Source organism: Alphaproteobacteria bacterium, from assembly GCA_016699305.1.
Classification (GTDB): domain Bacteria; phylum Pseudomonadota; class Alphaproteobacteria.
On the sequence record CP064970.1, the window covers coordinates 1,297,170 to 1,321,576 of the forward strand.

Consider the following 24,407-nt stretch of genomic DNA (forward strand, 5'->3'; position numbering starts at 1 on the left):
ACCTAGCCTGTTTGAGGGGAGTGTGTCACGAGTCTTATGTTGGCGTTTACCTTATGGAGGGGTTTTTGGCAATGTCGCGTCTGAACGTGGTGTTCATGGGGTCTCCGGCCTTCGCCCGGCCCAGCTTGCAAGCCTTGCATGATGCGGGACACCGGTTAAGTCAGGTCTTTTGCCAACGCCCCAAGCCCGCCGGACGCGGCCAGGCGCTGCATCCTTGTCCCGTCCATGCACTGGCCGATGCCCTGGACATTCCCGTCAGCACCCCAAAAACGCTGCGCAAAGACGCGCAAGACCACATCAACGCTTTGGCCGCGCTGGCCCCCGATGTGATCGTGGTGGTGGCCTATGGCCTTATTCTGCCGCAAGCCGTGTTGGATATCCCGCGTCTGGGCTGTGTGAACGTGCATTTCTCATTGTTGCCGCGCGGGCGCGGGGCGGCACCGGTACAGTATGCGATCGGGGAGGGAGACGCCCAGACCGGCATATGCCTGATGCGTATGGATGCGGGGCTGGATACGGGCCCGGTCTATCGCCGCGAGGCCATCGACATCCCCCCGATGCGACATGTGGCAAGCTGTTGGAAGAACTGGGCGAGATGGGCGCGCGTATGCTGCCCCCTTTGCTGGACGACCTGGATGCCGGGCGCGTCCAAGCCGTGCCCCAGCCCGAAGAGGGCGTCACCTTGGCCCCGCGTTTGGAACGCGCCGATGGTCAGATTGATTGGCGTAAGCCCGCCTGTGTCTTAGAGCGTCAGATGCGCGCCTTCGATCCCTGGCCGGGAGCGTTCTTTGCCTGGCGCGGGGAAAACATCAAGCTGCTGGCCGCACGGGTGGACGCCCCCACCGATGCATCCCCCGGCACTTTGTTGGATAGTCAAGGCCGCATCGCCTGCGGCGATGGCACCAGTTTATGCCTGTTGCGCCTGCAACGCCCCGGCCGAGCCCCCATGAACGCCGCCGACTGCCTACGCGGCATGAAGCCCGAGGCCGGGGAATCTTGGATGATTTCAAAATGATATGCTGATTTTTCGTTAAACTAATCCTTGTCTCTGACATTTTATCTCTGATCAAAACATTTTGACTCAAGCTTTCGTTAAATTTGTTGCGTTACCATGATAACGAATCAGATCACCAGATACCATCGCGCAGGGGCGCGGAAGGGCGGCATGCCAATGCAGAGCAAAGACAAGCCGGGATCAACCCGTACTTTTTTCCATGCCACGGCACCGGGCATGGCGGATGTGCTGACTTGGCGGCCGGATCGACTGGCCATGAATCGGCGCGTCGCCGCCTTGATGACGGACCGCAGCCAAAATGGAGCGTATTTGGCGGTGGCCATCGACAATCTGACATTGATCAACGATGCCATCGGCATTCCCGCCACCAATGGCTTGATATTGCATGTCATCGAGCGACTTGAGCGCCTAGCTCCGGCCTCGGTGCCGGTGGCGCGGATCAGTGGCGACTCGTTTGGGTTGCTATTCCCAGGCATGGACGGCGTGGAACTGCGCCGTTTGGCAAGGCGTATTCTGTGTGATTTCGACAACAATCCCATTGAAACGCCCGATTGGCCGATGCATCTATCGTTGTCGATAGGCGGCGTGGTGTTCCCCACCATGGCGCGCGGAGCCGATGCGGTGATGATATGTGCCGAGCAGGCCGTGCGCGAGGCCAAGCGCCGGGGCCGCCATATCTATGTCCCGCATCGCCCTTCACATCAGCGTCAGCAAGCGCATCGGGATCTGTTGCGTATGGGCGAGGATGTCAAACGCGCATTGCAAGAATCTCGCCTGTGCCTGGCCTATCAGCCGGTCATGGACGCGGTAACGGGCAAACCACGTTTCTATGAGGTTTTGGTGCGCATGATAGGGCCAAATGGCCAGCCGATCGCGGCTGCCGATTTCATCCCGGCGGTCGAACGCATGGGCTTGGCAGGAGCCTTGGACCGGTTTGTCCTCGATATGGCCTTACAAGAGCTGTCTGCTTATCCCGAATTGGTGCTGTCGGTGAACGTCTCGGGCCTGACCGCCGCCCAAGCCGCATGGCCGCGCTATTTTAAGTCGCGGTTGGATCGCGCAGGTCGACGCAGTATTTTGCAACGTCTGATCATCGAAATTACCGAAACCGCCGCGGTAGCTGATATCAGTCAAACCGCCCGCTTCGCCACTGCCCTGAGCAATATGGGCGGGCGCGTGGCGCTGGACGATTTCGGCGCGGGATATACCTCCATCCGACACTTACGGACGCTGTCGGTGGCCATACTAAAACTGGATCGGGAATTGTTGACCCAGGTGGCCACCAACCCGGACCAGCAAACATTGGTGCGCATGTTAATCGGTCTGGCCCGAGGCATGGGAATGCAGACCGTGGCCGAAGGCATCGAAAACGAGGATACCATGGATTGGTTGCGCGCCGAGCGCGTGGATATGGGCCAAGGCTACTTCCTGGGTTGCCCCCTGCTGGGCCGACCCTGGCTGGCAGGTGGCGGTGTCGCCGCCGATATCATTCAGCCCAAAGCCGCCAGCAGCGATTCCATGCTGCATATTTGTACCCAAAGCGTGTACGCATAATTTCGGATCACATATCATGCGTGACCGTCGAAACTCGCCATGATCCCAATGGCATAGAATATAGTTGCGTTTATGTATTTAATTTCATGTCTTTTCTGTAAGAAAGAATAGTGAGCGAACGGAATTCATTCCGGTCATGTTTCTAGGAGAAAATCACATGGAAGAGCTGCATCTTATCTGCCCAACACACCAAAACCCCTCTGAAATGCCCACCGTGGCGGTAGTGTGGAACAGTGCCACGGGAGATGCATATTTCGCATGTGACATTGTTCATTCCGCTCCGCGACCATCCCATCCTGACGAAAATCATTTTGTTGTATCGATAAAGGAAAAGGATGCGACCTATATTGCGGTACGTCATGGTGGAATCACCATCAATTTCCCCGACAATATGATCAAGCTTCAGATGGGACTTGGTCCCAATGATGATTCCCGTACGGAAAAGCCGCAGGGCATTAAACGGAGACTTCCGCCACCTGGACTTTGTCTCTGACCACATTGTGCATCGGCGGCGGCATGGGATCGCCCTATGCGTCGAATGCGGGTAAACGTGGTCGCGTTACGTCACGGCCCGAATGCGGGTGGCGTAGAAACGCGTCACTTTCAGCCCTTTTTCAAGGGCATCGGCGCGCATCATCCACGGGCGGACCTCACGCATCATGATCTGTTTGGCGGCGGGAGTCAGATACAAGGTTTCCAGCTTGCGTGTCAGTTGACATAGGCCGGCGACGATCTCATGCCGATAGGCGGCGGTGACATCCTCGGCGATCCGCACGTTTAATGATCGACGTTCCATGGCGGCCTTCATCTGCGCCATGCTCCAAGGATGCGCGCCGCCTTCTTCCGCCGTCCAGGCCGCCAGGGCCGGGGACGCGGGATCATTGGCGGTGTATTCCAACATGGCCAAAGGCGCGTGCGCCTTCATGCATTGCGCCACGGCGTCCAAAAAGCGTTCCTTGTCGTGCAGGCGATACAGCAGCGGGCGCATCAACACCAGATCGACATGACGCGGCCAGGCAAAGCTTTCCGGATCATAGGCGGATATGTCGGCTTGGCGTTGCAGATTGCCGGCGCATGACAGCTCGGCTCCAACAAGAGCCAGTTCTTCATCGGATTCAAGACCATCGACATAGGATCCATAGGTGGTGGCGATATGACGGGCCAAGTCCCCCACCCCGGCGCTTAGGTCCAAAATCGTCTTGGTCTTATCCAAACCGAATGTCTTGATCCATTCGCGCATCATGAGGCCATCGGCGGGCTGGGTGACGTTTTCTCCCCATAAGGCGCTGAGCATATCCATGCGGCTGCCATCCCATAAAGTGGAATGATGTGTCTGAGCAGCTACGCCCACGACCTCAGCCCTCGGGACAGAAACCGAGGGAGTTGTGGCGCGCCGGCCTGCTCGACACCACCATGATGTCAACCGATCCAGAAGGTTCATTTTAGACAGGGACCTCTATCGAAAACGACTCGCGCGGACAGCGCCTTGGGTCTAGGCTAATCCTCGCTTTGCCCATCGTCATGCCATAATTGCGCTTTTTATGGGGTTGAGTGAAAATAGTCGACCGGTCCACCCTCATCCACATCGAGGCCGAAACAACATGCTTCTTTCTCAATCCCGTTCGCTCTGCCTGATGGCTGGCCTGGCTTTGGGCCTGTGGGCGTTCGCGCCTGCGGGGATGGCCGGGGCACAGGCGGTCGATACGTCTTTGCCGCCGATGATCCCCACGCCGCCCGCGACCTTGCCTGCCGGACAGGTGGGTGTGTCGGCGACGGATATGGAATCACGTTTTAGCCAATTGGAAGGCCTGGTGCGTGGCTTGACCAATCAGGCCGAGCAAAACCAATTCCAACTGACCCGCCTGCAACAGCAGATGCAGCAATTGGCCGATCAGGTCCAGCGCTTGACTCCGCCCATGGTCGGTGCCGATGGCGTGGCGGCGCGTCCGGGCGCGGGAACGCCCCAAACGGCGGCGCCGAGTACGCCGGCGGCGGCCTCGAATCGTCCGGCATCGCCCCGCGCGGCGGCGACGCCGCCTGCCGCTCCCCCTGACTTGGCCAAAGACGAAGAGACCGATATGGCAGGGCCTGTCCCCGCGCAAAGCGGTGCGCCGGGCGGCCAGCTGGGCACATTGAAATACGCGCCCGGTTCCAGCGAGGCGGTGGGCGCATCGCCGCCGGTCAAGGGTGTGTCCGCCGGACCGCCGCCCTTGGGAGCCAAGGAACAATACGACAAGGGCATGGCTCTGCTGCGTCAATCGCAGTACGACGAAGCCGCCGCCGCCTTCGATCAATTCCTGCGCGATAACCCCAAGCATGCTTTGGCCGACCAGGCCCGCTCTTGGCAGGCGGAAATCCAATATGTGCAAGGTCACTTCGACCAGGCCGCCGTGGCGTTCGCCGATGCCTATCAGAAGGCTCCCAAGAGTCCCAAGGCCGCAAATAACCTACTGAAACTGGCACTGTCTTTGTCTGCTCTAGGCAAAACCAAGGACGCGTGCGATACTTTCAGTGCGCTAACGGCACAAACTCCGGGTATGGACCCTGCTTTGCGTGCCCGCGCTCGGGAAGAGGCCAAACGTCTTAAATGCGGCAAAACGACAGCCCATTGAACGCGGATCAGCTTACCGCTTTCTTAGATCGACATTTTCCACCGAGCCGCGCGTGCCGGATGGCCGTTGGAGTTTCGGGCGGCGCGGACAGCATGGCTCTGCTGTTGTTGGTGCGCGCCTGGGCGGCGGCGCGTCCGGATACGGCGCGGGCTGGCATGATCGCCTTGACGGTCGATCATGCCCTGCGTCGCGGTTCGGCGGATGAGGCCGATCAAGTCGCGTCCTGGTGCGCGGCGATAGGCGTGGCGCATGAAATCCTAGTTTGGCACCATGATGAGCCGGTAGTCAGCCATGTTCAAGAACGCGCGCGCGCGGCGCGTTACCGCTTATTGACCGAGCGTTGCCAGGCCTTGGAGATTGACGCGCTGTTGGTTGCCCATCATGGCGACGATCAAGCGGAAACAGTTCTGATGCGCCTGTGCAAGGGCAGCGGCGTGGATGGCTTGGCGGGAATGAGCGATGACCAGACCCTATGGACGCGCCAAGCGCGACCCATTCGTCTGCTGCGGCCTTTGCTAAGCTATACCCATGCCGATTTGCTGGGTTATTGCAAGGCGCAGGGCCAGACTTGGATCGAAGACCCCTCCAATCATAATCCGCGTTTTGCCCGTTCAAGATTACGCGCCGCGCGCGAGGTGCTAGAAGCCGAAGGTCTCAGCAACGCCAATCTGTTGCGCCTGGCGCATCGGGCAGCCATCGCCGCGCGGTCGTTGGATCAGATCGCGCGGGCCGCGCTTGAAAAATATGCCGAAGTCACCCCTTTTGGGGAAGTCAGATTCCCATCGGACATTTTGCATCTGGCGACCGAGGAAGTTTCCTTGCGCATATTGGCCAAGGCCATAGATTGGGCCTCACGTCCTGAACGTCCCGTGCCGCGCGAGTCGCTCGAAGCTTTGCGTGACGATTTGATATCGCGCCGCGACAGTGCGCCCGATCGAACCTTGAGCGGCTGTTTGGTCCGTATGCGCCGAGGGTTTGTCGATTTGGCGCGTGAACCTGCGGCTATCGACGATCACGCCATTTTAGAACCTGGTGAACGTCTTTTATGGGACCGCCGTTTTCTGGTCACATATCCGGCAAAAACAGGACCGGAATCTTTAACGGTGAGGCCACTGGGGCAAATCAGCGCTGCCGTTTGGGATCGCGTGAGTATTATTCCACAGGACATGCCTGCCCCACGTAGCCGGGCCAGTTTGCCTGGCCTTTGGCGCGACACGCAATTGGTGGCTGTCCCGCAGATAGTTACGAGCATAGAATCGATATCGAGGATAAGGGGTCCCACGGCCCGTTTCCTATGGGATGCCGATCCTATGGACTTTGCCGATCCGGATGGATAATCAGAGAAAAAATTGATATAATCAGGGCCGTTACCCTCGAATGAGTCGACCATGACCACACCAAGTTCAAATCTTCCGCCTTGGCCGTCCTGGATGAAATGGGTGGTTCTTGGCGTTGCGGCCTTGATTCTAATCAATGTGCTGCAACATCCGGACGTGTGGCGCAGGTTGATGGACATGCTTGGCATCGAGATCACGGCGCAGCATGACGAAAACGTCTCGGCTTGGCGTCGGCAATTGGACCAAAACGCCCAGGGATGGGCACCCATTCGGCCCGCCGAATAAGCTCTATAACCCATTTGTCATGGGAAAAGATCGTCCGATAGGCCTTTATTTGGCTTTGGACTGGACTATTTTATACTCATCGCGGATAGTTTTCCGTCATCCCAGTACGAAGGAACCATGGCCCCGTGAACAATATGGCACGTAACCTGGCTTTGTGGCTTGTCATCGGCATCTTGCTGGCGGCGTTGTTCAACGCGTTCCAAAGCGGCGCACCCAGCGGCGTGGGCAGCATGCCCTTTAGCGATTTTGTCGCACGGGTCGAAGAAGGCAAAGTCACCGATGTCACCTTACGGGGCCGTTTGGTCGAGGGCCATTTTTCGGACGGCACCAAATTCGCCACTTTGGCGCCGGGCGATGCGGGGGTCACCGATCGCCTATTGGCCAAGAACGTCAAGGTGGCGGTACAGCCCGAGGAATCGGGGGCTTTCTTTAGCCTATTGCTGAATTGGCTGCCCATGCTGTTGCTGATCGGCGTGTGGATTTTCTTTATGCGCCAAATGCAATCGGGCAGCGGCAAGGCCATGGGCTTTGGCAAAAGCCGCGCGCGCATGCTGACCGAAAAGACGGGCCGCGTGACGTTTGAGGATGTCGCGGGCGTGGACGAGGCCAAGCAGGAACTGCAAGAAGTGGTGGATTTCTTAAAGGACCCGCAGAAGTTCCAACGCCTGGGCGGCAAGATTCCCAAAGGCGTGCTGTTGGTGGGGCCGCCCGGCACCGGTAAAACCTTGATCGCGCGGGCCGTGGCGGGCGAGGCCAATGTGCCGTTCTTCACCATCTCGGGGTCGGACTTTGTGGAAATGTTCGTGGGCGTGGGCGCGTCGCGCGTGCGGGATATGTTCGAACAGGGCAAGAAAAACGCGCCGTGTATCATCTTCATCGACGAGATCGACGCCGTGGGTCGCCATCGCGGCGCGGGCCTTGGCGGGGGCAATGACGAACGCGAACAGACATTGAATCAGTTGCTGGTGGAAATGGACGGTTTCGAGGCGAATGAGGGAGTCATCCTGATCGCCGCCACCAACCGTCCGGACGTGTTGGACCCGGCCTTGTTGCGGCCGGGGCGCTTTGACCGCCAGGTCGTCGTGTCCAATCCCGATATCGCGGGGCGTGAAAAGATTTTGCGCGTGCATATGCGCAAGGTGCCTTTGGATACGGATGTCGAGCCGCGCCTTATCGCACGCGGTACGCCCGGATTCTCCGGCGCGGATTTGGCCAATCTGGTCAACGAGGCCGCATTGCTGGCGGCACGCGCGGGGAAGACGGCGGTGGGCATGCCAGAATTCGAGGCGGCAAAAGACAAAGTGATGATGGGGGCCGAGCGTCGATCGATGGTGATGAGCGAAAAGGAAAAGCGCCTGACCGCCTATCACGAAGCCGGACATGCCTTGGTAGGCCTGAGCGTCCCGCGCAGCGATCCGCTGCATAAGGTCACCATTATTCCGCGTGGTCGAGCACTGGGCGTGACCATCAGCCTGCCCGAACAGGACCGCTACAGCTTTGCCAAGATCGAAATGGAATCGCGTTTGGCCGTGATGTTCGGCGGCAGACTGGCCGAAGAGATCGTCTTTGGCGCGGATGACGTGACCTCCGGTGCCAGCAACGACATTCAGCAGGCAACATCCCTGGCGCGGCGCATGATCACCGAATGGGGCATGTCATCACGTCTGGGCCGCGTGCGCTATAACGCCAATGAGCAAGAAATCTTCCTGGGTCACAGCGTGGCGCAGCAGCAGAACATCTCCGAGGCCACGGCTGAGTTGATCGATGCGGAAATTCGCCGCCTGATCGACGAGGCGGAAACCCGCGCGCGTGAAGTCTTGACCCGCCAGCGCGACGCCCTTGAACGCATCGCCTTGGGCCTTTTGGAATATGAAACCTTGAATGGCGAGGAAGTCCAAGCCCTGATGCGCGGCGACAAACTGGACCGCGACGGCGATGCCGAACGACTATCGCCGGTGCTGAGCGTCTCCACCGATGGCGGCCGCCGCAGTTCGGTTCCCGCCGCAGGGTGCGCCGCGACACAAGGCACTGCGCCGCTGCCTCAACAGATATAGGTATGAGCTCTTTTTAAAACTATAATGAAACCAATCCATATTTGGTAATGTTACGTAGTCAAATGAAATGCAGGGCAGCATATAGGGGTGCATGATGGAAACGGGGTACAGCCGCGAGCAATGGATATCGGCCAAGGATTTCTTTGGTGGCGGAAGAGGAAGGCCGGAACAGTCTGAACCGGTTCATTCGAAATCCACGGGCCAAAATCAAAGTGGCCCCATCCCGCCTTCAAGTGCCGCACCCGGCATAAAGGACATAATCGTCGATGCCCGACACGCCTTGGGTATTCCTGTCTGGGCTAACCCGAATCATAATCCGAATGTCTTATACCCTTATATAGTCAGCTTGAACTTGGCCGTCAGGAAACCTCTGTTGACGGGGCAGGTTACCGTCATGACGTATGAAATCACTTCGCCCGCTCCCTCGTCCACCAACCAGACACCGGGCGGATTGCAAAAGCCGTTTCCTCTGACATCCCGAAATATTGAGGGGTTGATCTGGTATATGGGGAACAGAGCATGGAATATAGCGGATGTAAAAATCGTCCGGGGAATCGGGTACACGGGAGTGAAGCCAGAAAAGACCTTTAGTGCGAATCCCGCCAGTATACGATCCCTGTTGAACGCTATTCGAAACGACCCCCAGAACGGCCCCATCTGCGCGCCATAGTTTCTTTGATAGGGCAGGGTCCTATCGCCCGTTTGCGATCTTGACCACCAGCCCGTCCATATCCTCGGTCACCACCACCTGACAGCCCAGGCGCGAGGTGGGGCCGGGATGCCAGGCCATGTCCAGCATATCCTGTTCGTCGTGACGCGCGCAGGGCAGGCGGTCATACCAAGACGGCTCGACCACCACATGGCAGGTGGCGCAGGCCAAGGCTCCGCCGCAGGCCCCTTCGATGGGCAGATCGAATTGCCGCGCGACTTGCAGCAAGGTCAGGCCCAAAGGCGCATCCACGGCGCGGCTTTGCCCTTGGGGCGTAATGAAGGTGATTTTCGGCATAGGAGGCAGTTTCCCACGAAACTAAACCGGCAAGGAAGAAAAGATCAGTCTTTGAGCGGGGGTGCTTCCTGGCTCGCGCCCGGCCCTTCGGTCACAAAGACGCGCTTTTGGCGGATTTGGGCCATGATGGCCTCCATTTGATCCAGTCGCGCCAGAATCTCGGTCGCGGCTTGCCATTCCTGGCGGCGTAAACGATCCAGCAAGGTCATCAATCCGTCTTCGAAGGTGCCGATGGCGCGCTGGGCCAGCAAGTCCAATTCTTGCGCGGTCATGGCCTCGGCCAATTCGGCTTGCAAAGGCAGGTCTTGGATGGTCACGGGAACATCATTGGCCGCCGGCTGCGGTCCTTCGGCCCTGGCCGTGTCCGCCGGATTCAGGCTCAGCCAATATCGGCCTCGGCTGAGCGGGTCTTTGAGAACCTGATAGGCTTCGTCCAGCGCCTCGCGGTGGCGGGCGGCTAGGCTGCGCTCGCCCAGGCCCTTGGCCGTAAAACGCTCGGCGGCCAAAATGCGACGCAGGGCCTCATAGCGGGTATCCAGGTTTTCCCGATCGACATCGACGCCGGCGGCAACGCCCAATCGCTCGTAATGAGTCGCGGCGCGCGGCGGCTGTAACGCGCCGCAGCGGCTGCAAAACATCACCCGCACATCCACACGGGCATGGCACAGCCAGCAAGGCTCCAGCCCGGGACGCGCGGTCAGGCCAATGACATTGGACATCAGGACGATGCCTTTCGGTGGCGTTGGATCAACAGGGTCTCTACTTCGACCAATCTATCAATATCCGCGGCGTTTGTCTTTGCCCCCAGGCTGATGCGGATGGCGCAACCGGCGAGGTCATCGGGCACTTGCATCGCGCGCAAGACATGGGACGGCGCCAATTTGCCGCTGGAGCAGGCGGCCCCCGCGCTGATGGCGATTCCTTCCAGGTCCAACGCCATGATCTGTGTCGCGCTGGGAAGACCCGGTATGGCCAGGCACGATGTATTGGGCAGGCGGGGTTGGCTATGGCCGAAAATCTGTATATCAGGCGCGACTTGGCGCAATCTTTGTTCCATGTCGTCGCGCAAACCGGCCAGATGGGCGCATGTCTGGGTCTGGGCGGCCGCCGCGCCGAATCCAGCGATCCCGATTAGATTTTCCGTGCCGGCCCGTTTGCGGCCTTCTTGGCCGCCGCCGCGCAAAAGAGGGGCAAACGCCATCTCCTCGCGCAGGATCACCAAGGCCCCCACGCCTTGCGGACCGCCCAATTTATGCGCGGATAGGCTCAGCATATCCGCGCCCAGCTCGGCCAGGTTCAGCCCCATGCGCCCGACGACTTGCACGGCATCGGTGTGGATCAGCGTGCCTGGCGATCGGTCGCGGATCATCCGCGCCGCCTGCGCCACCGGCTGCAACACACCGGTTTCGTTATTGGCCAGCATCACGGATACCAGCCCCGGCTTGTCGTGGGTCAGGGCATCGCTTAAGGACCCAAGATCCAATATTCCCGAAGGCACGACCGGCAACAAACGGGCCTCGCTTGCGCCGCGCAAGACGGAGTCATGCTCGATGGCGCTAACCCAGACGGGTCCTTGCGCCTGGGCCAAGGCCAGGGCGTTGGCCTCGGTCCCGCCCGAGGTAAAGACGATTTGTTCGGGCAAAGCGCCGATCAGCGCGGCCACCGCCGCCCTTGCCTCTTCGATCAGCCGACGCGCGGCCTTGCCCGGCGCATGGATCGAGGACGGATTGCCAAGCATCCCCATGGCCTGGGTCATGGCCTGCGCCGCCTGGGGGCATAAGGGCGCCGAGGCGTTGTGATCCAGATAAATCGGCGCGGGCCGGGCCGTCATCGACGGCCTTATCGCGTGTTGCTGGGCAAAGAGGGGCGTCCGATATTGCCCAAAAGCTGTTCCAGAACATTCATGTCGCGGCCATAAGTGGGGGTCTGACGGTCCACGGGCGAGACGGGCCGCGCGGCCTCGGCCCCCAAAGTCTGAACATCCTGCACCACGCCGCGATCGTCAAAGACCACGCGCACCACTTTTTGCTGCCGGATCTCGGGGTCCAGGAACGAGACTTGCTCGGTCACCTGGCCGATATAATACCAGGTCTTATCGTCGAATGTGGACACGGCCGAGGGCGTGCCCAAACGCGCGGCCACATCCTCGCGCGTGGTCTTGCCCGGCGCGATGGCGGCCAGATCGTCCGGGTCCACCATATGCCCCCGCTGATGAATCGCCGGTGCGCAGGCCCCCAGTGCCAGCACGGCACCCAGGACCAAGATTCGAAGATGATTGTTTCCGTTCATGGCTGGCGACTATAGCAGATCGGGCAGGGGTTTCGAAAGCGCGACGCGCCTTTGCGCCTTATTCGGGCATAGGGGGTGGATTTTGGCCTTCTCCTGCCCCAGTATGGGGCGCGTCAAAGCATGTGAAGGATCGATATCTGTGAACACACCCAAACCCGCCTTTGCGGTCCCTTATGAGTTTTCCCGTCCCTTGGATGTCGAATCCTTGGTCGAGGGCGAGCCTTTGGGGGGCCATTTTCAGGCCCATGCGGATGAATGCGCCGCTTTGGCCAAGCGGTTTGACGTGTTGGAAATCTCGGATTTCAAGGCCGAGCTGACGGTTTTGCGCCCCATGGGCGGACGGATCGAGATCACGGGCGTCTGGCAGGCCGATGTCGTGCAGGCTTGCGTGGTCACCTTAGAGCCGATCCCCGCGCATTTGGGCGGCAAGATCAAGGAATCCTTGGTGGGCGTGGCCTCGATCGCGGAGCTTGAGGAAAGCGAGGTCGGCTTGGACTCGCCCGAGCCTTTCGAAGGCAGCGTGATTGATCTGGGCGAGGTGTTGGCGCAGACTTTGGGCGTCAATCTGCCGCCTTATCCGCGCAAGGCTGGCGCGGTCTGGCAAGGCGGGACACAGGACGCCCCGCCTGAATCCTCCCATCCCCTATCGGATTTGGCGCGTCTGTTAAAGGAATAGAGATGAGCCGTTCCCCATTCTGGCACTGGTTCGATGCAGGGCTGTGGGGGCTGGCCTTTATCTGCGTCCTGGCCTTGGCCAGTATCCAGTTGAGCCAAGCGGGACGCTATGTCATGCCGCCCGAAGACCGCCAGAGATGGCAAGAACCGCCTTTGCGCCATTGGCCCGGCGGGTTGGAGGTCGGGGAATGGGCGGATTGGGTGGGCCGCCGTGTGCAGATGACGGGGTTTTACCGCTTTAACCGCGATTTCTTTTTAGGCGCGCAAATCCGCGACGGCATACCGGGCACGCATTTGATCACGCCGCTGATCCTGGGCGACGGCTCGGCCGTGCTGGTGGATCGAGGCTGGATTCCCGATGCGATGAAGGACCCTGCAAGGCGCGCCGCCCTGCCGCGCCCCTTGGGGCCGCAATTGGTGGAAGGCGTGTTGCGTTTGCCGCCCCAGGCCGCGCCGGATGCGCCACAAGGCGGGCGCGACAACCCGCACTGGCTCACCATCGACCGCACGGTGATGAAGGAATGGCTGTGCGGCTCGCCCACCGTGCCTTTGCTGGTCCAGCCCGCCACGCGCGTGGATGCCTATGGCCCCGAATTTCGGGCCTGGGTGCATATGGCGGTGGCGGGTGCGCTCTATGCCCTCGCTTTAGCCCTGATGGGCGTTCGTTTGTGGACGAATAGACGAAGAAAGAGACAAAGCCATGCGTGATCCGCGTCATATCGTCATCACCGGCGCGTCCAGCGGCATCGGGGCGGCCTTGGTCAAGGTCTATGCCGGACCGGGTGTCACCCTATCCCTGATCGGGCGCGACAAAGGCCGTTTAGAGACCGAGGCCGCCGCCGCCCGCATCGCCGGGGCCAGCGTGACCACAGGCTTGATCGACGTCACCGACGCCACGTCGATGGAGAATTGGCTGCATGAGCGCGACGCGGCCCAGCCGGTGGATCTGGTGATCGCCAATGCGGGAATCTCGGCCGGAACCGATGGCGGCCCCGAAGACGCGGCGCAAACCCGCCGCATCCTGGCCACCAATATGGACGGGGCCGTGAACACCGTCATGCCTTTGCTGCCCGCCATGCGCGCGCGAAAACGCGGTCAGGTGGCGTTGATGGCCTCTTTGGCGGGGTTTCGCGGTTTTGCCGGCGCGCCCGCCTATTGCGCCAGCAAGGCGGCGCTGCGCGTCTGGGGCGAAGCCTTGCGCGACGATCTGCACAAAGACGGCGTGGAGGTATGCGTGATCTGTCCCGGTTATGTGGCCACGAATATGACGCGGGTAAACAAGTTCCATATGCCCTGGAAGCTCTCGGCCCCGGGAACGGCGGCCCATATCCGCAAAGGCCTGGCGCGTAATGCGGCGCGTTTGGCCTTCCCTTTCCCGACTTACGCCATCGTCTGGGCCTTGGCCGCCTTACCCCCCGGCCTGACCGGCCCCGTGCTGCGCCGCTTGCCTAGAAAGGCTAAAAGCGAAGGCTGATTGAGAACAGCCTGTATGGGAATGAGAGTCTGCAATTCAGCATCAACGCAAAGGGCGGGAGTGACTCATGAAGAGAGGAAGGCTCACGACAAGTCATGCCATATTCATATGGAATCACCCTCCCAGCTTAGTCATACCCACGCATGCGGGTATCCATCACTTGTCATTCGAGCTATCGCTGAATCTCAGACCCTTCAACTTGTATAGAAATGATATGGCTTGACTATAAAAGCGATCGAATGAAGCTGCTTTTATTAAGGTCATCCACACCATCAAATTGATGCGCCTCCCAGCCAAAATCTATCGCTGCATCGACAATGTTTTGTTTATCGTCAAAGAAAATTGGTGGCCTTGAAGATTCCCCTATTTTTTGCATGACTCCGGCAAAGTAATTTCTATCAGGCTTGATATATCCTATTCGTGCCGAATGGAATATATCGGAAAAATACTGATTGAAACCGATCTGCTTCATTAAATAATCCGCTCTATAATGCTCTTGGTTCGTTGCGATGAGAAGCTGAACTTGACCGCACTCTTTTAATAGTTTGATCTTCTCGATCAATGAATCATTGACAGTGGAATCATTTTCCAACCAGTAATCTACTAACTCTGCAGCGGTTACAGGGCTTTTGACACTTGATAAGTATTCAGACAAGGCAAGCTTTAAGTCCATTTCACCAATAACGACTCTTTGTGTGAAAATGCCGAAAATAAAGTTTTGTGTGAAATGCTCTCGATCAATACCAAGATCATGCTCTATATTTTCATCCCAACACTTTCTGAGTTCTGGTCTTGCATGGTAACCATGAATAAGCACCCCATCGACATCAAAAAAGACCAATCGCTTATCGTTCATCATGCTCTCCTAAGTTTGCATTCATTCAATGACATAGCATGAACCGCGTGATCCCACGGGTCAAATTCTGGTGCTGTCCAAGATGGGGGGCCTTGCCTATCTTGGCCGAAAGCATGGGGGGTGTAGGAATGAGTCTCGTGATATCCCGGCCCTTGTCATCTATACTAGAATAACCGGCGCGCCGCGCATTCGGATGAACCAGGCATCGGGATCGTCGATATGAATTCTTCCCTTTCTTTCATTTCCCCACCCTTGCATGTCATGCGCCAGATATGTCTTTCCACATCATGCGCTCAAGAGATGGCGCTGGATGTGTATTGCCAAGCTCCATGGCCGGTACGGCTGTTCTTTTGGTTGCGACTGCGATTCCTGGCATGGTTGATGCGCCGCCATGAAATCCGGCGCGATGACACTCGGGTTTTGGATTTTGGCGGTGGCAGTGGCATATTCCTGCCGACGCTGGCGAACGCTTTTTCTTCAGTAACATTAATTGATCGGGATATTTCTAATGCTCGCACACTGGCGGATCGACTGATGCTAAAAAACGTCCACATGGTGGCCGCTGACATTGTGGCGCACGACTTTGGCGAGGCTCAATTCGACATTATCGTCGCCGCCGATGTCCTTGAACATTTTCGTGAACCACCCTTGGCCTTGATCCGACATTGGCTTAAGCCTGGCGGCCGACTATACACAAGCCTTCCAACCGAGACTTGGTTCTACGACCTGCTGCGCCGTCTGTTCGGCAAAACTAAACCGCCTGATCATTATCACAGCGCCGCCCAAGTTGAAGCATCCTTACGCCATGCTGGTTTCAAGAAAATTGGCGGGTTGTATCATCCCCTTGTCTGGCCCGTCCTTTCTCTCTTTCGCATAAGCGCATGGCAAGTACCGTAATGCCGTGCAACGCTAATTCTTAGGTCCCTACCACCTGCCGCAGAACTTATACATACAAGCCCATCGCGAAAAACCGTCGATTTTATGCGGCCTGACACTTCGTACAAAAAAAGGTCGAGCGGGCGGATTGGGTGAGGCGAGCGATGGGGGTGGCGCAGACGGGGCAGGGGCGATCCTTGCGATCATAGACGGCAAAGCCGTGCTGAAAATAGCCCAAGCTGCCATCGCTTTGCACATAATCGCGCAAGGATGAGCCGCCCGATTGGATGGCCTCGGTCAGCACCGCCCGCACGGCTTGCAACAGGTGGCGGGACTGGGTTGGCGTCATCTGGCCTGCAGACAAGGCCGGATGCAGCCGGGCGCGGAAAAGCGCCTCGCAGGCATAGATATTGCCGATCCCGGCCACACGGGATTGATCCAGCAAAAACGCTTTCAAGGATGTGCTGCGCCCCTTGGCCATCGCATGGAAACGCGCGGAGGTCAGGGCCGGGTCGAAAGGCTCGGGACCCATATTCTTTAACAAGTCATGCGATTCCAGCCGGTTTGTCGGGACCAAATCGATCATCCCAAAGCGACGGGGATCGTGGAAACGCAGCACCGCGCCCGAATCCAGATGAAAGATCACATGGTCATGGGTCCGCGCCGGTCCGTCTTGGACCAAGCGGCCCGACATGCCCAGATGCACCAACATCGTCCGGGCCGAATCCAAATCCACCAGCAAATATTTCCCGCGTCGTCGCAGTGCCGTGATGCGCGCGCCGCGTATCCTTGCCGCCAATCCCTGCGGCACCGGCCATCGCAAATCCCGCCGCTTCACCTGGACGCGCAAGATGCGTTGCCCCCGAATCGTGCGTTCCAGGCCCTGGCGGATGGTTTCAACTTCGGGTAGTTCGGGCATGATATGTTGGAGCCGTCTGGCATTTCCCTATGAGTTCGAAGAGAATCTTACAAACAAACCGCAAGGTCAATGAGGCCGAGAATTCGGATGTCCCGCCGGATGACAGGTTAGTCTGATGACGGGATCAGGCCTCTGCGCTTACATTCCTCAAGTGCCCATTTTGCATAGGCCATTAAGCTGGGTTGGTTGATAGCCATCGAGAAGGAGTCAAACTCAACCGCTTCAGCCTCGTAGCATCCGGTGATGGTCTTACGCTCATCATGCCAAAAGTAGATGTGGACGGCTTCGGTGTGATTTGTCCATCCTTCGGTCAATGTTCCAATAAAGAGCAGGTCGCTGGCGTGCATCACGCCTCCTGTTTCTTCATGGATTTCTCTTACCGCAGCTTCGATAGGTTCTTCGCCGTCTTCAACATGGCCGCCAAACAAATTCAGCCCACCGGGATTTGTTTTCCAATTCATGGGGCGTTGTTGCAGAAGAATCTTTCCGCCCGAAGTTAGAATGACAACATCGGCAAGATGCTTTTTAAAGGCGTCCAAGGGAGTCTTAGTAAGGTCTACGAGGCGAAGATCTTCCACGGCTTAACCTCCCCCGAAAAAGCACGACAGAGCCTCGTGGTGACACGCATGTCCAGCCTGGAGGCGCGGAGTCATCAAGCCAATTGACGCGCGACTTTCTCGACTTCGACGGCTTCGATGATATCGCCTTCTTTGACGTCATCGAAGTTCTCGAACGCCATGCCGCATTCAAAGCCTTCGCCTTCGCGCAGTATAACAAAGTTTCGGATCAATCCAGCCATATCTTTGGGGCAATCCTCCACGCCGCACGCCGCAACTCTAAGGAGATTGACGTCAATCAGATAGTGCTGTTTTCAATATGTTAGTTGCTGTATGCAAATAATATTGATATCTTTCGAATCTACGGCGTGAGATGGTCGCAGAAAATATCAACAAGAGGTTTAACCATATGAATACAAAAGAAACCCAAGAGGCCGCTTTCGTAGATGCTCAGCATCGTCTAGTCGCTGAGCTGCCAGATTCATTTTTCTATCTCCGTCACGGTAAGACAACTGATAATCAGGCAGAAATCATCAGCGGGGGAGAGCGCGATCACGAATCAATTCTTCTTCCTGAATCAATCGAAGAGGCCTCGCGTCTAGGTGCTACGATCGAGAATATGCGCGAATATATCGCCTTGATTTGCCACAGCCCCATGATAAGGGCGCGCGATACTGCCAGGTATATCAATGCCACAGCCAATATTCCTATGATCGAGATTCAAAAATTGCACGAATGGAAGGTAGGAAACTGTTCTGGGAGAAAGAATCAGGAATTCTCGGGGCCGTTGTCCAATTGGGAGTATGACCCGGATGGTGGCGAATCTCGGACCGTCTTTGCGACACGCGTGGCGGAAGGAATGGAAGAGTGTTGTCGATCTTTGAATCCATATCGAGCTCGGACCGCCGACAAACCAAGAAGTATGCTTGTCGTTGCTCATGCGGGTGTGTGGTGGGCTCTGAGGGAGTTATTGGGTCTTGAGCGTGATCAAATTCATAATTGCGTCCCAATACAGGTAGAGCGCGTTCCAAATCAGACCAACAACAAGGATGGGCTTCCTCGGTGGCAACATCGTGCCTTGTCCTTGTAAGTAGGCTATGCGCCTAGTGGCGTGAGAATCCGTATTCGCAGTATTTTTTCGGCAAAGGCGGCAGCGCGTTAGGGTACCCCCACTTCGTCAAGGCCTACATGGGCCGCGCGCGACTCATGCGTACGAAACAAGCCGCCCTTCCTCGAAGAAACAGCCGCCATCAAGCCAGTTGGCGAGCGACCTTCTCGACTTCGACGGCTTCGATGATATCGCCTTCTTTGACGTCATCGAAGTTCTCGAACGCCATGCCGCATTCAAAGCCTTCGCGCACTTCCTTCACTTCGTCCTTCTGACGCTTGAGGGTCTTAAGCGCGCCTTCGAAGACGACGATGGAATCGCGCAGCAGGCGCACCTTCGCGCCGCGACGGATGACGCCTTCGGTGACCTTACACCCGGCCACCTTGCCGACCTTGGTGATGTTGAACACCTGAAGAACCTGGGCATTGCCCACGATCTGCTCGCGCACCGTGGGAGCCAGCATATTGCCAAGCGCCGCGCGGATATCGTCAATGATCTCGTAGATGATCGAGTAATAGCGGATCTCGATGCCGTCGCGCCGCGCCATGTCGCGCGCCTGGGGATTGGCGCGGACGTTAAAGCCGATGATCAAGGCGCGCGAGGCGTTGGCCAAGGTCACATCCGACTCGCTGATGGCACCGACCGAAGAGTCCAGCACGCGCACGCGCACCTCTTCGCGGTCGGCCTGGGAGCCCAGACCTTCCAAGGCGGCCTTGATGGCCTCGACCGAGCCTTGCACGTCGCCCTTGACCACGATGGCCAATTCCTTGGCAGTGCCGGCCTTGAGGCCTTCGAGCATCTGTTGCAACGAGCCGCGCGTGGACGCCGACAACACGGCGGTCCGCTTGCGGCGTTGACGGAACTCGCAAATCTCGCGCGCCCGGCTTTCCGATTCGACCACCGATAGCGGATCGCCCGCCATGGGAGCGGCCTGCAAGCCCAAGATCTCGACCGGAGCCGAGGGACCGGCCGCCGGAGTCGTCTGGCCGTGGTCGTCGATCAGGGCGCGCACGCGGCCCCATTCGCTGCCCGCCACCACGATATCGCCCTGGCGCAGCGTGCCGCGCTGCACCAGCACCGTGGCCACCGCGCCGCGTCCGCGATCCAGTTTGGCCTCGATCACCGTGCCTTCGGCGGGACGATCGGGATTGGCCTTTAATTGCAGGATTTCGGCCTGCAGCAAGATGGCTTCGAGCAATTTATCAAGGCCCAGTTTGGTCTTGGCCGAGACTTCGCAATCCAATATCTCGCCGCCCATGGCCTCGACCTGCACTTCGTGTTGCAGCAGGGCTTGGCGCACGCGGTCGGGATTGGCCCCGGGCAGATCGCATTTGTTGATCGCCACGATCATGGGCACGCCCGCCGCCTTGGCGTGGCGAATGGCCTCGATCGTTTGCGGCATGACGCCGTCATCGGCGGCCACCACCAACACCACGACATCCGTGACATTGGCACCGCGCGCGCGCATTTCGGTAAAGGCGGCATGGCCGGGCGTGTCGATAAAGGTGATGCGCCCCGAAGGCGCGCCTTCGCGCGCGGGCAGAACGACCTGATAAGCGCCGATATGCTGGGTGATGCCCCCGGCCTCGCGGCTGGCGACATTGGCCTGACGCATCGCGTCGAGCAACGAGGTCTTGCCATGGTCCACATGGCCCATCACCGTCACCACGGGCGGGCGCGGCTGCAGATCGACCTGAACATCCTCGGGACCGGATAGGCCCAGCTCCACATCGGCGTCGGTAACGCGCTTGGGACGATGGCCGAATTCGGTGGCCACCAATTCGGCGGTGTCCGCGTCCAGGCTTTGCGTGATGGTGGCCATCACGCCCATCTTCATCAGCACCTTGATGACGGCGCTGCCGCGTTCGGCCATACGATTGGCCAATTCCTGCACGGTGATGACTTCGGGAATAATGACGTCGCGCGTGATGCGCGCGCTGTCCGAGACGGCGAATTGCCGACGGCCGCGTTCGCGGGCGCGGCGCAAGGCGGCAAAGCTGCGCCCTTCCACCTCGCCCTCGTCGCCCAAAGCCTTGGAAACCGTCAAGCGGCCATTGCGCTGACGTTGTTCTTCGCCCTTGCGCATGGTCGCGCCGCGTCCGGCGGTACGCGGCCCACGGCTGCCGCGTCGCGGCGCTTCTTCCTCGGAAGTGGCGGCCACGCTGCCCACGCCGCGCCGCACCAGGGCCGAAACCGCCCCGGCACCGCCGCGCGGTTCGCTGGTCGCCGCGCTGGTCGTCCCCGAACGCGAGCTGGTGGTCAAGGTGGTATTTTGATTCTGCCGGGCGCGCACCACGTCTTCTTGCTTGCGGCGCTCGACCTCGGCCTGCTTGGATTCGTCTTGGATTCGCTTGAGCTCGTCCATTTCGCGCTGGCGCAAGGTCTGCGCGTCAAGCTTGACGGCGGGCCGTTCCTCGGCAGTGCTGCTGGCCGCTTCGGTCGTGGCGGCGGCTTCGAGATGGGAGAGTTCCTCCTCGGCCGAGATTGCGTTGCTGCGCGCGCGGGCCGCGCCTTCCAAAATAGCGCCGCGCAAGGCGCGGATGCGGGCATCGCGCTCTTCTTGCGTCAAGGTGCGCGCGGCGGCAGAGGTCGCCACGCCCCTGGTCTTTGCGGGACCTTCGACGGGAGCCTTGGCTATGGGAGCTTCCGGCGCGACCTTTTCATTGCGCGCGCGGCGCACTTCCACTTTCACCGTATTGGAACGGCCATGCGAAAAGCTCTGCCGCACGACGGCAGCCGCCGGGGCCTTTTTCAGCTCCAGCGTTTTACGCTCGCCGAGGCTGAGAATCTTCTTCGGCTCTTGTGGTGTCGTTTCGTTCATGTCACGTCCGTAGTGTTAGGAGTACTTGTAGCACTGATTTCCCCCGCGAAGGAAGCCCCGCGCGGGGTGACGCCCAAGACGCCTTGTAAGCGCGTCAAATCTTTGCGGAGATTCTCGGTCAGGCGATGCGCCGTCAGGACCACATGCACCGCATGTTCCAGTCCCAAGGCCGAGGCCATATCCTCGCTTGTCAGGACGGAGCAGGGCTCATCGGAGATCCCCGCGCCGCGCGCCAATCGGCGGCTTTCGCCGGGGCTGGCTTCGGTCGCTTCCAACCAGACCACAGCCGTCTTGGCGCGGACTGATTTGCGTAAGGTCTCTTGCGCCTTGTCGAATCCGCAAGACACCAAGCCGGAGCGGCGCGCCAAACCCAGCAAGTCTTTGCAGCGTTGACGCAAGCGGTTCTCTAAAAGAGACAGCCAATCGGGGGGCAAAGGCTTGGCCTGGCCCTTACTGGCGCGTGCAAAGGGGCTGCGCTTGGCCGCCTGTTCCAGCACCTCGCGCTCGGCCGCCAGCCAGAACCCGCGACCGGGCAGACTTTCCTCGATATCGGCGGTGACGATGCCTTCGGGCGATAAGACGAAACGGATCAGACCCGCGCGTGGCTGCAACTGGCCGCTGACCAGGCAGCGACGCTCGGCGACGGAATCCTCCGTCGTTCTTGCATCGGGGCCTGTGCCGCGCCGCATGGTCTGTTCCCTCTCATCTTCCGGCCCGAACGGCGTTATGCCGTCGGTCCCGAGGCCGCGTCTGCGGCCTCGCCCGGGAACCAGTGTTCGCGCGCCTTCATAATGATGGCGTTGGCGGTGTCGGAATCGGGGGCCAGATCGCCCAGCGCCTCGATCAATTCGTCGCCGGCCAGATCGGCCAGATCGTCCAGCTTGCGGATGTTCTTTTCGCCCAGCTTGGCCGCCATCTCCAGCGAGATATGCGGGATATCCAACAAGGCGGCCTCCATGCCCATTTCGGCGCAGCGGTCGCGCAATTTCTGTTCGCGCTGGCTGAGCCATTCGCGGGCGCGGCTTTGCAGCTCGGCGGCGATGTCGGTGTCAAAGCCTTCGATCTCGGCCAATTCCTCGGTCACGGTCTGGTCGATCTGCTCGACGCGGGTGAAGCCTTCGGTGACCAACAGATGCGCGATCACATCGTCCACGCCCAAAGCCTCCATAAACAAGGTCGTGCGGATGCGGAACTCCTCTTGGCGACGTTCGGACTCTTCGGCCTCGGTCAGGATATCGATATCCCAGCCGGTCAGCATCGAGGCCAAACGCACATTCTGGCCACGTCGGCCGATGGCCAGGCTCAGCTGCTCGTCCGGCACCACCACGTCCATACGGTTCTTTTCCTCGTCCAGCACCACCTTGGCGACCTCGGCGGGGGCCAAGGCATTGACCACGAAAGTGGCCGGGTCCGAGGACCAGGGGATGATGTCGATCTTTTCGCCTTGCAACTCGCCCACCACCGCTTGGACGCGGCTGCCGCGCATACCCACGCACGCGCCGACGGGATCGATGCCCCCGTCATGGGAAATCACGGCGATCTTAGCGCGGCTGCCCGGGTCGCGAGCCACGGCCTTGATCTCGATGATGCCGTCATAGATTTCCGGCACTTCCTGAGAAAACAGCTTGGCCATGAACAGAGGATGGGTGCGCGATAGGAAGATTTGAGGCCCGCGTTGTTCGCTGCGCACGTCGTAGATATAGGCGCGCACGCGGTCGTTCAGCTTGAAATGCTCACGCGGCAAGGTCTCGTCGCGGCGCAAGACCGCCTCGGCCCGTCCCAGATCGACGGTGACATTGCCAAACTCCACGCGCTTGACGATGCCGTTCACGATCTCGCTGACGCGATCCTTGTATTCGGCGTATTGGCGGGCGCGTTCGGCCTCGCGGATTTTTTGCACGATGACTTGCTTGGCGATTTGCGCGGGAACGCGGCCAAATTCGAAAGGCGGCAATTCCTCGATAAAGACATCGCCCACTTTGGCGTCCGGATTGCGGCGCAAGGCTTCTTTCAGGGTCATCTGGGTGGCGTCGTTCTCCACCACTTCCACCACTTGCAGGCAGCGCCGCATCTGAATAAGACCGGTTTTGCGATCCACCAGGCCGCGAATGTCGTGCTCATGGCCATATTTGGCGCGGCCGATCTTTTGCACGGCCTCTTCGATCGCCAGGAACATTTCCTCGCGGTCGATACCCTTTTCGCGCGCGGCGGCGTCCACCACTTGAACCAGATCCATGATCAATGCTCTCCTTGTCCTGACTTTTGAGGTCCTGATTTTTTGGGTCCTGATTTCCCAGGCGCCGATTTTTTGGGCGCGGGTTCTTTAACCTCGGCCTGGATGGCCGGTTTCTTTGAAGGTCCCTTACCCGGTTTCGGCTTTGGCCCCAGATCGGGGTCCAGATGCGCCTTTTCGATGGCTTCCAACCCTATGCGAAGCAGGCCTTGAGGGCCGGCATCGACCAACACATCCTGCCCTTCGCGTCCGCGCAGAATGCCTTTCAGGCGGCGCGGCCATTGCGGATGCGGATACAAAGAGATAGCCACGAGCTGCCCGGCAAAGCGATCGTAGTCCTGTGGCTTGGTCAATGGACGCTCCAGACCGGGCGAGCCGACCTCCAGCACATAGCGCCCCGGCACCGGATCATCGACATCCAAGGCCGCCGACAGACCACGGCTGAGACGGGCGCATTCGCCGATCGAAATGGGCGTGCCGTCGCTGCGCTCGGCCATCACTTCCAGCACGGGCCGCGTTCCGCCCAACAGGCGCACACGCACCACGGCCAGGCCCATCGGACCTGCCGTTTGGATCGCCATCTTTTCCAGGCGCTGCGCGGTATCGTCGCGGGCCATGCCCTTAGTCTTTCGCCTCCGGCAACAAAAAAGGCGGGCCCGCAGGCCCACCTCCGAAACGCGGAAAAACTTGAACCAAGCTTTTCCGTATGGGGTGATCTCACTGAGGGTATATATAG

24 protein-coding genes and 1 pseudogene are annotated in these 24,407 nt (G+C 59.3%); 12 read left to right on the forward strand and 13 right to left on the reverse strand.

What is annotated here, in order from left to right:
• The first annotated feature begins 71 nt into the window (after positions 1-71).
• The 3 genes and pseudogenes from IPI58_06145 to IPI58_06155 all read left to right on the forward strand — a co-directional run bounded on the left by IPI58_06145 (position 72) and on the right by IPI58_06155 (position 3,062).
• A pseudogene (locus tag IPI58_06145) lies at positions 72-1,015 on the forward strand (methionyl-tRNA formyltransferase).
• Between the two features lie 150 nt (positions 1,016-1,165).
• On the forward strand, positions 1,166-2,569 hold the full coding sequence (locus tag IPI58_06150; protein QQR68431.1) for a bifunctional diguanylate cyclase/phosphodiesterase: 1,404 nt from the start codon (positions 1,166-1,168) through the stop codon (positions 2,567-2,569).
• Positions 2,570-2,726: 157 nt separating this feature from the next.
• Entirely contained in the window at positions 2,727-3,062 is a 336-nt protein-coding gene (locus IPI58_06155) for a hypothetical protein (GenBank protein ID QQR68432.1), read from the forward strand.
• A gap of 66 nt (positions 3,063-3,128) precedes the next feature.
• Here IPI58_06155 and IPI58_06160 read toward each other — a convergent pair whose 3' ends face one another.
• The gene (locus IPI58_06160; protein ID QQR68433.1) at positions 3,129-3,869 is read right to left on the reverse strand and encodes a class I SAM-dependent methyltransferase; all 741 of its coding nucleotides are present in this window, start codon (positions 3,867-3,869) and stop codon (positions 3,129-3,131) included.
• Positions 3,870-4,170: 301 nt separating this feature from the next.
• On the opposite strand from IPI58_06160, the gene IPI58_06165 reads away from it, so the two are divergent.
• The 4 genes from IPI58_06165 to ftsH all read left to right on the forward strand — a co-directional run bounded on the left by IPI58_06165 (position 4,171) and on the right by ftsH (position 8,857).
• Complete coding sequence (locus IPI58_06165) at positions 4,171-5,181, forward strand: tetratricopeptide repeat protein (protein QQR68434.1); 1,011 nt, start codon at positions 4,171-4,173, stop codon at positions 5,179-5,181.
• A 59-nt stretch (positions 5,182-5,240) separates the two neighbouring features.
• Complete coding sequence (gene tilS, locus IPI58_06170) at positions 5,241-6,518, forward strand: tRNA lysidine(34) synthetase TilS (protein QQR68435.1); 1,278 nt, start codon at positions 5,241-5,243, stop codon at positions 6,516-6,518.
• Between the two features lie 51 nt (positions 6,519-6,569).
• A complete protein-coding gene (locus IPI58_06175; GenBank protein QQR68436.1) occupies positions 6,570-6,803 on the forward strand; it encodes a hypothetical protein in 234 nt (77 codons plus the stop codon).
• 134 nt (positions 6,804-6,937) lie between these two features.
• Entirely contained in the window at positions 6,938-8,857 is a 1,920-nt protein-coding gene (gene ftsH, locus IPI58_06180; GenBank protein ID QQR70061.1) for an ATP-dependent zinc metalloprotease FtsH, read from the forward strand.
• Positions 8,858-9,548: 691 nt separating this feature from the next.
• On the opposite strand, the gene IPI58_06185 is transcribed toward ftsH, so the two are convergent.
• The 4 genes from IPI58_06185 to IPI58_06200 are packed head-to-tail and all read right to left on the reverse strand — an operon-like array spanning position 9,549 to position 12,152.
• Positions 9,549-9,863, reverse strand: coding sequence for a 2Fe-2S iron-sulfur cluster binding domain-containing protein (locus IPI58_06185; protein QQR68437.1), 315 nt, complete (start codon positions 9,861-9,863; stop codon positions 9,549-9,551).
• 44 nt (positions 9,864-9,907) lie between these two features.
• Positions 9,908-10,582, reverse strand: a complete 675-nt coding sequence (locus tag IPI58_06190) for a hypothetical protein (GenBank protein QQR68438.1) — start codon at positions 10,580-10,582, stop codon at positions 9,908-9,910.
• Positions 10,582-11,694: a cysteine desulfurase gene (locus IPI58_06195; GenBank protein ID QQR68439.1), complete on the reverse strand. Its 1,113-nt coding sequence runs from the start codon at positions 11,692-11,694 to the stop codon at positions 10,582-10,584. Before IPI58_06195 ends, IPI58_06190 begins: the two co-directional genes overlap by 1 nt.
• Positions 11,695-11,702: 8 nt before the next feature.
• Complete coding sequence (locus tag IPI58_06200) at positions 11,703-12,152, reverse strand: outer membrane protein assembly factor BamE (protein QQR68440.1); 450 nt, start codon at positions 12,150-12,152, stop codon at positions 11,703-11,705.
• A gap of 139 nt (positions 12,153-12,291) precedes the next feature.
• Here IPI58_06200 and IPI58_06205 point away from each other — a divergent pair, with 139 nt between their 5' ends.
• The 3 genes from IPI58_06205 to IPI58_06215 are packed head-to-tail and all read left to right on the forward strand — an operon-like array spanning position 12,292 to position 14,301.
• Entirely contained in the window at positions 12,292-12,828 is a 537-nt protein-coding gene (locus IPI58_06205) for a DUF177 domain-containing protein (protein QQR68441.1), read from the forward strand.
• Positions 12,829-12,830: 2 nt separating this feature from the next.
• Positions 12,831-13,535 carry an SURF1 family protein gene (locus tag IPI58_06210; GenBank protein QQR68442.1) on the forward strand — a complete coding sequence of 235 codons (705 nt, stop codon included), beginning with the start codon at positions 12,831-12,833 and terminating at the stop codon, positions 13,533-13,535.
• Entirely contained in the window at positions 13,528-14,301 is a 774-nt protein-coding gene (locus IPI58_06215) for an SDR family NAD(P)-dependent oxidoreductase (protein ID QQR68443.1), read from the forward strand. The genes IPI58_06210 and IPI58_06215 overlap by 8 nt, the downstream gene beginning before the upstream one ends.
• Before the next feature lie 223 nt (positions 14,302-14,524).
• On the opposite strand, the gene IPI58_06220 is transcribed toward IPI58_06215, so the two are convergent.
• The gene (locus IPI58_06220) at positions 14,525-15,160 is read right to left on the reverse strand and encodes an HAD family hydrolase (protein ID QQR68444.1); all 636 of its coding nucleotides are present in this window, start codon (positions 15,158-15,160) and stop codon (positions 14,525-14,527) included.
• Between the two features lie 216 nt (positions 15,161-15,376).
• Between IPI58_06220 and IPI58_06225 the strand changes: the two genes are divergently transcribed.
• Complete coding sequence (locus IPI58_06225; protein ID QQR68445.1) at positions 15,377-16,054, forward strand: class I SAM-dependent methyltransferase; 678 nt, start codon at positions 15,377-15,379, stop codon at positions 16,052-16,054.
• A gap of 82 nt (positions 16,055-16,136) precedes the next feature.
• Here IPI58_06225 and mutM read toward each other — a convergent pair whose 3' ends face one another.
• From mutM to IPI58_06240, 3 genes are all read right to left on the reverse strand, one after another.
• Positions 16,137-16,952 (reverse strand): bifunctional DNA-formamidopyrimidine glycosylase/DNA-(apurinic or apyrimidinic site) lyase, encoded by an 816-nt coding sequence (gene mutM, locus IPI58_06230; protein ID QQR68446.1) that lies wholly within the window; start codon positions 16,950-16,952, stop codon positions 16,137-16,139.
• Between the two features lie 107 nt (positions 16,953-17,059).
• Complete coding sequence (locus IPI58_06235; protein QQR70062.1) at positions 17,060-17,491, reverse strand: NUDIX hydrolase; 432 nt, start codon at positions 17,489-17,491, stop codon at positions 17,060-17,062.
• 113 nt (positions 17,492-17,604) lie between these two features.
• Positions 17,605-17,751: a hypothetical protein gene (locus IPI58_06240; protein QQR68447.1), complete on the reverse strand. Its 147-nt coding sequence runs from the start codon at positions 17,749-17,751 to the stop codon at positions 17,605-17,607.
• Between the two features lie 167 nt (positions 17,752-17,918).
• Between IPI58_06240 and IPI58_06245 the strand changes: the two genes are divergently transcribed.
• Positions 17,919-18,599 carry a histidine phosphatase family protein gene (locus tag IPI58_06245; protein ID QQR68448.1) on the forward strand — a complete coding sequence of 227 codons (681 nt, stop codon included), beginning with the start codon at positions 17,919-17,921 and terminating at the stop codon, positions 18,597-18,599.
• Between the two features lie 160 nt (positions 18,600-18,759).
• Here IPI58_06245 and infB read toward each other — a convergent pair whose 3' ends face one another.
• From infB to IPI58_06265, 4 genes are read right to left on the reverse strand one after another with little or no spacing between them, the layout of a single operon-like run.
• A complete protein-coding gene (gene infB / locus IPI58_06250) occupies positions 18,760-21,438 on the reverse strand; it encodes a translation initiation factor IF-2 (GenBank protein QQR68449.1) in 2,679 nt (892 codons plus the stop codon).
• Entirely contained in the window at positions 21,435-22,127 is a 693-nt protein-coding gene (locus tag IPI58_06255; protein QQR68450.1) for a DUF448 domain-containing protein, read from the reverse strand. Before IPI58_06255 ends, infB begins: the two co-directional genes overlap by 4 nt.
• A gap of 35 nt (positions 22,128-22,162) precedes the next feature.
• A complete protein-coding gene (nusA, locus tag IPI58_06260; protein ID QQR68451.1) occupies positions 22,163-23,674 on the reverse strand; it encodes a transcription termination/antitermination protein NusA in 1,512 nt (503 codons plus the stop codon).
• Between the two features lie 2 nt (positions 23,675-23,676).
• A complete protein-coding gene (locus IPI58_06265) occupies positions 23,677-24,288 on the reverse strand; it encodes a ribosome maturation factor RimP (protein QQR68452.1) in 612 nt (203 codons plus the stop codon).
• Between the last annotated feature and the right edge of the window lie 119 nt (positions 24,289-24,407).

Coding starts and splice junctions, on each gene's coding strand:
- IPI58_06150 (QQR68431.1), top strand. CDS start 1,166: ATGCCAATGCAGAGCAAAGACAAGCCGGGATCAACCCGTACTTTTTTC.
- IPI58_06155 (QQR68432.1), top strand. CDS start 2,727: ATGGAAGAGCTGCATCTTATCTGCCCAACACACCAAAACCCCTCTGAA.
- IPI58_06160 (QQR68433.1), bottom strand. CDS start 3,869: ATGGATATGCTCAGCGCCTTATGGGGAGAAAACGTCACCCAGCCCGCC.
- IPI58_06165 (QQR68434.1), top strand. CDS start 4,171: ATGCTTCTTTCTCAATCCCGTTCGCTCTGCCTGATGGCTGGCCTGGCT.
- tilS (QQR68435.1), top strand. CDS start 5,241: ATGGCCGTTGGAGTTTCGGGCGGCGCGGACAGCATGGCTCTGCTGTTG.
- IPI58_06175 (QQR68436.1), top strand. CDS start 6,570: ATGACCACACCAAGTTCAAATCTTCCGCCTTGGCCGTCCTGGATGAAA.
- ftsH (QQR70061.1), top strand. CDS start 6,938: ATGGCACGTAACCTGGCTTTGTGGCTTGTCATCGGCATCTTGCTGGCG.
- IPI58_06185 (QQR68437.1), bottom strand. CDS start 9,863: ATGCCGAAAATCACCTTCATTACGCCCCAAGGGCAAAGCCGCGCCGTG.
- IPI58_06190 (QQR68438.1), bottom strand. CDS start 10,582: ATGTCCAATGTCATTGGCCTGACCGCGCGTCCCGGGCTGGAGCCTTGC.
- IPI58_06195 (QQR68439.1), bottom strand. CDS start 11,694: ATGACGGCCCGGCCCGCGCCGATTTATCTGGATCACAACGCCTCGGCG.
- IPI58_06200 (QQR68440.1), bottom strand. CDS start 12,152: ATGAACGGAAACAATCATCTTCGAATCTTGGTCCTGGGTGCCGTGCTG.
- IPI58_06210 (QQR68442.1), top strand. CDS start 12,831: ATGAGCCGTTCCCCATTCTGGCACTGGTTCGATGCAGGGCTGTGGGGG.
- IPI58_06215 (QQR68443.1), top strand. CDS start 13,528: ATGCGTGATCCGCGTCATATCGTCATCACCGGCGCGTCCAGCGGCATC.
- IPI58_06220 (QQR68444.1), bottom strand. CDS start 15,160: ATGATGAACGATAAGCGATTGGTCTTTTTTGATGTCGATGGGGTGCTT.
- IPI58_06225 (QQR68445.1), top strand. CDS start 15,377: ATGAATTCTTCCCTTTCTTTCATTTCCCCACCCTTGCATGTCATGCGC.
- mutM (QQR68446.1), bottom strand. CDS start 16,952: ATGCCCGAACTACCCGAAGTTGAAACCATCCGCCAGGGCCTGGAACGC.
- IPI58_06240 (QQR68447.1), bottom strand. CDS start 17,751: ATGGCTGGATTGATCCGAAACTTTGTTATACTGCGCGAAGGCGAAGGC.
- IPI58_06245 (QQR68448.1), top strand. CDS start 17,919: ATGAATACAAAAGAAACCCAAGAGGCCGCTTTCGTAGATGCTCAGCAT.
- infB (QQR68449.1), bottom strand. CDS start 21,438: ATGAACGAAACGACACCACAAGAGCCGAAGAAGATTCTCAGCCTCGGC.
- IPI58_06255 (QQR68450.1), bottom strand. CDS start 22,127: ATGCGGCGCGGCACAGGCCCCGATGCAAGAACGACGGAGGATTCCGTC.
- nusA (QQR68451.1), bottom strand. CDS start 23,674: ATGGATCTGGTTCAAGTGGTGGACGCCGCCGCGCGCGAAAAGGGTATC.
- IPI58_06265 (QQR68452.1), bottom strand. CDS start 24,288: ATGGCCCGCGACGATACCGCGCAGCGCCTGGAAAAGATGGCGATCCAA.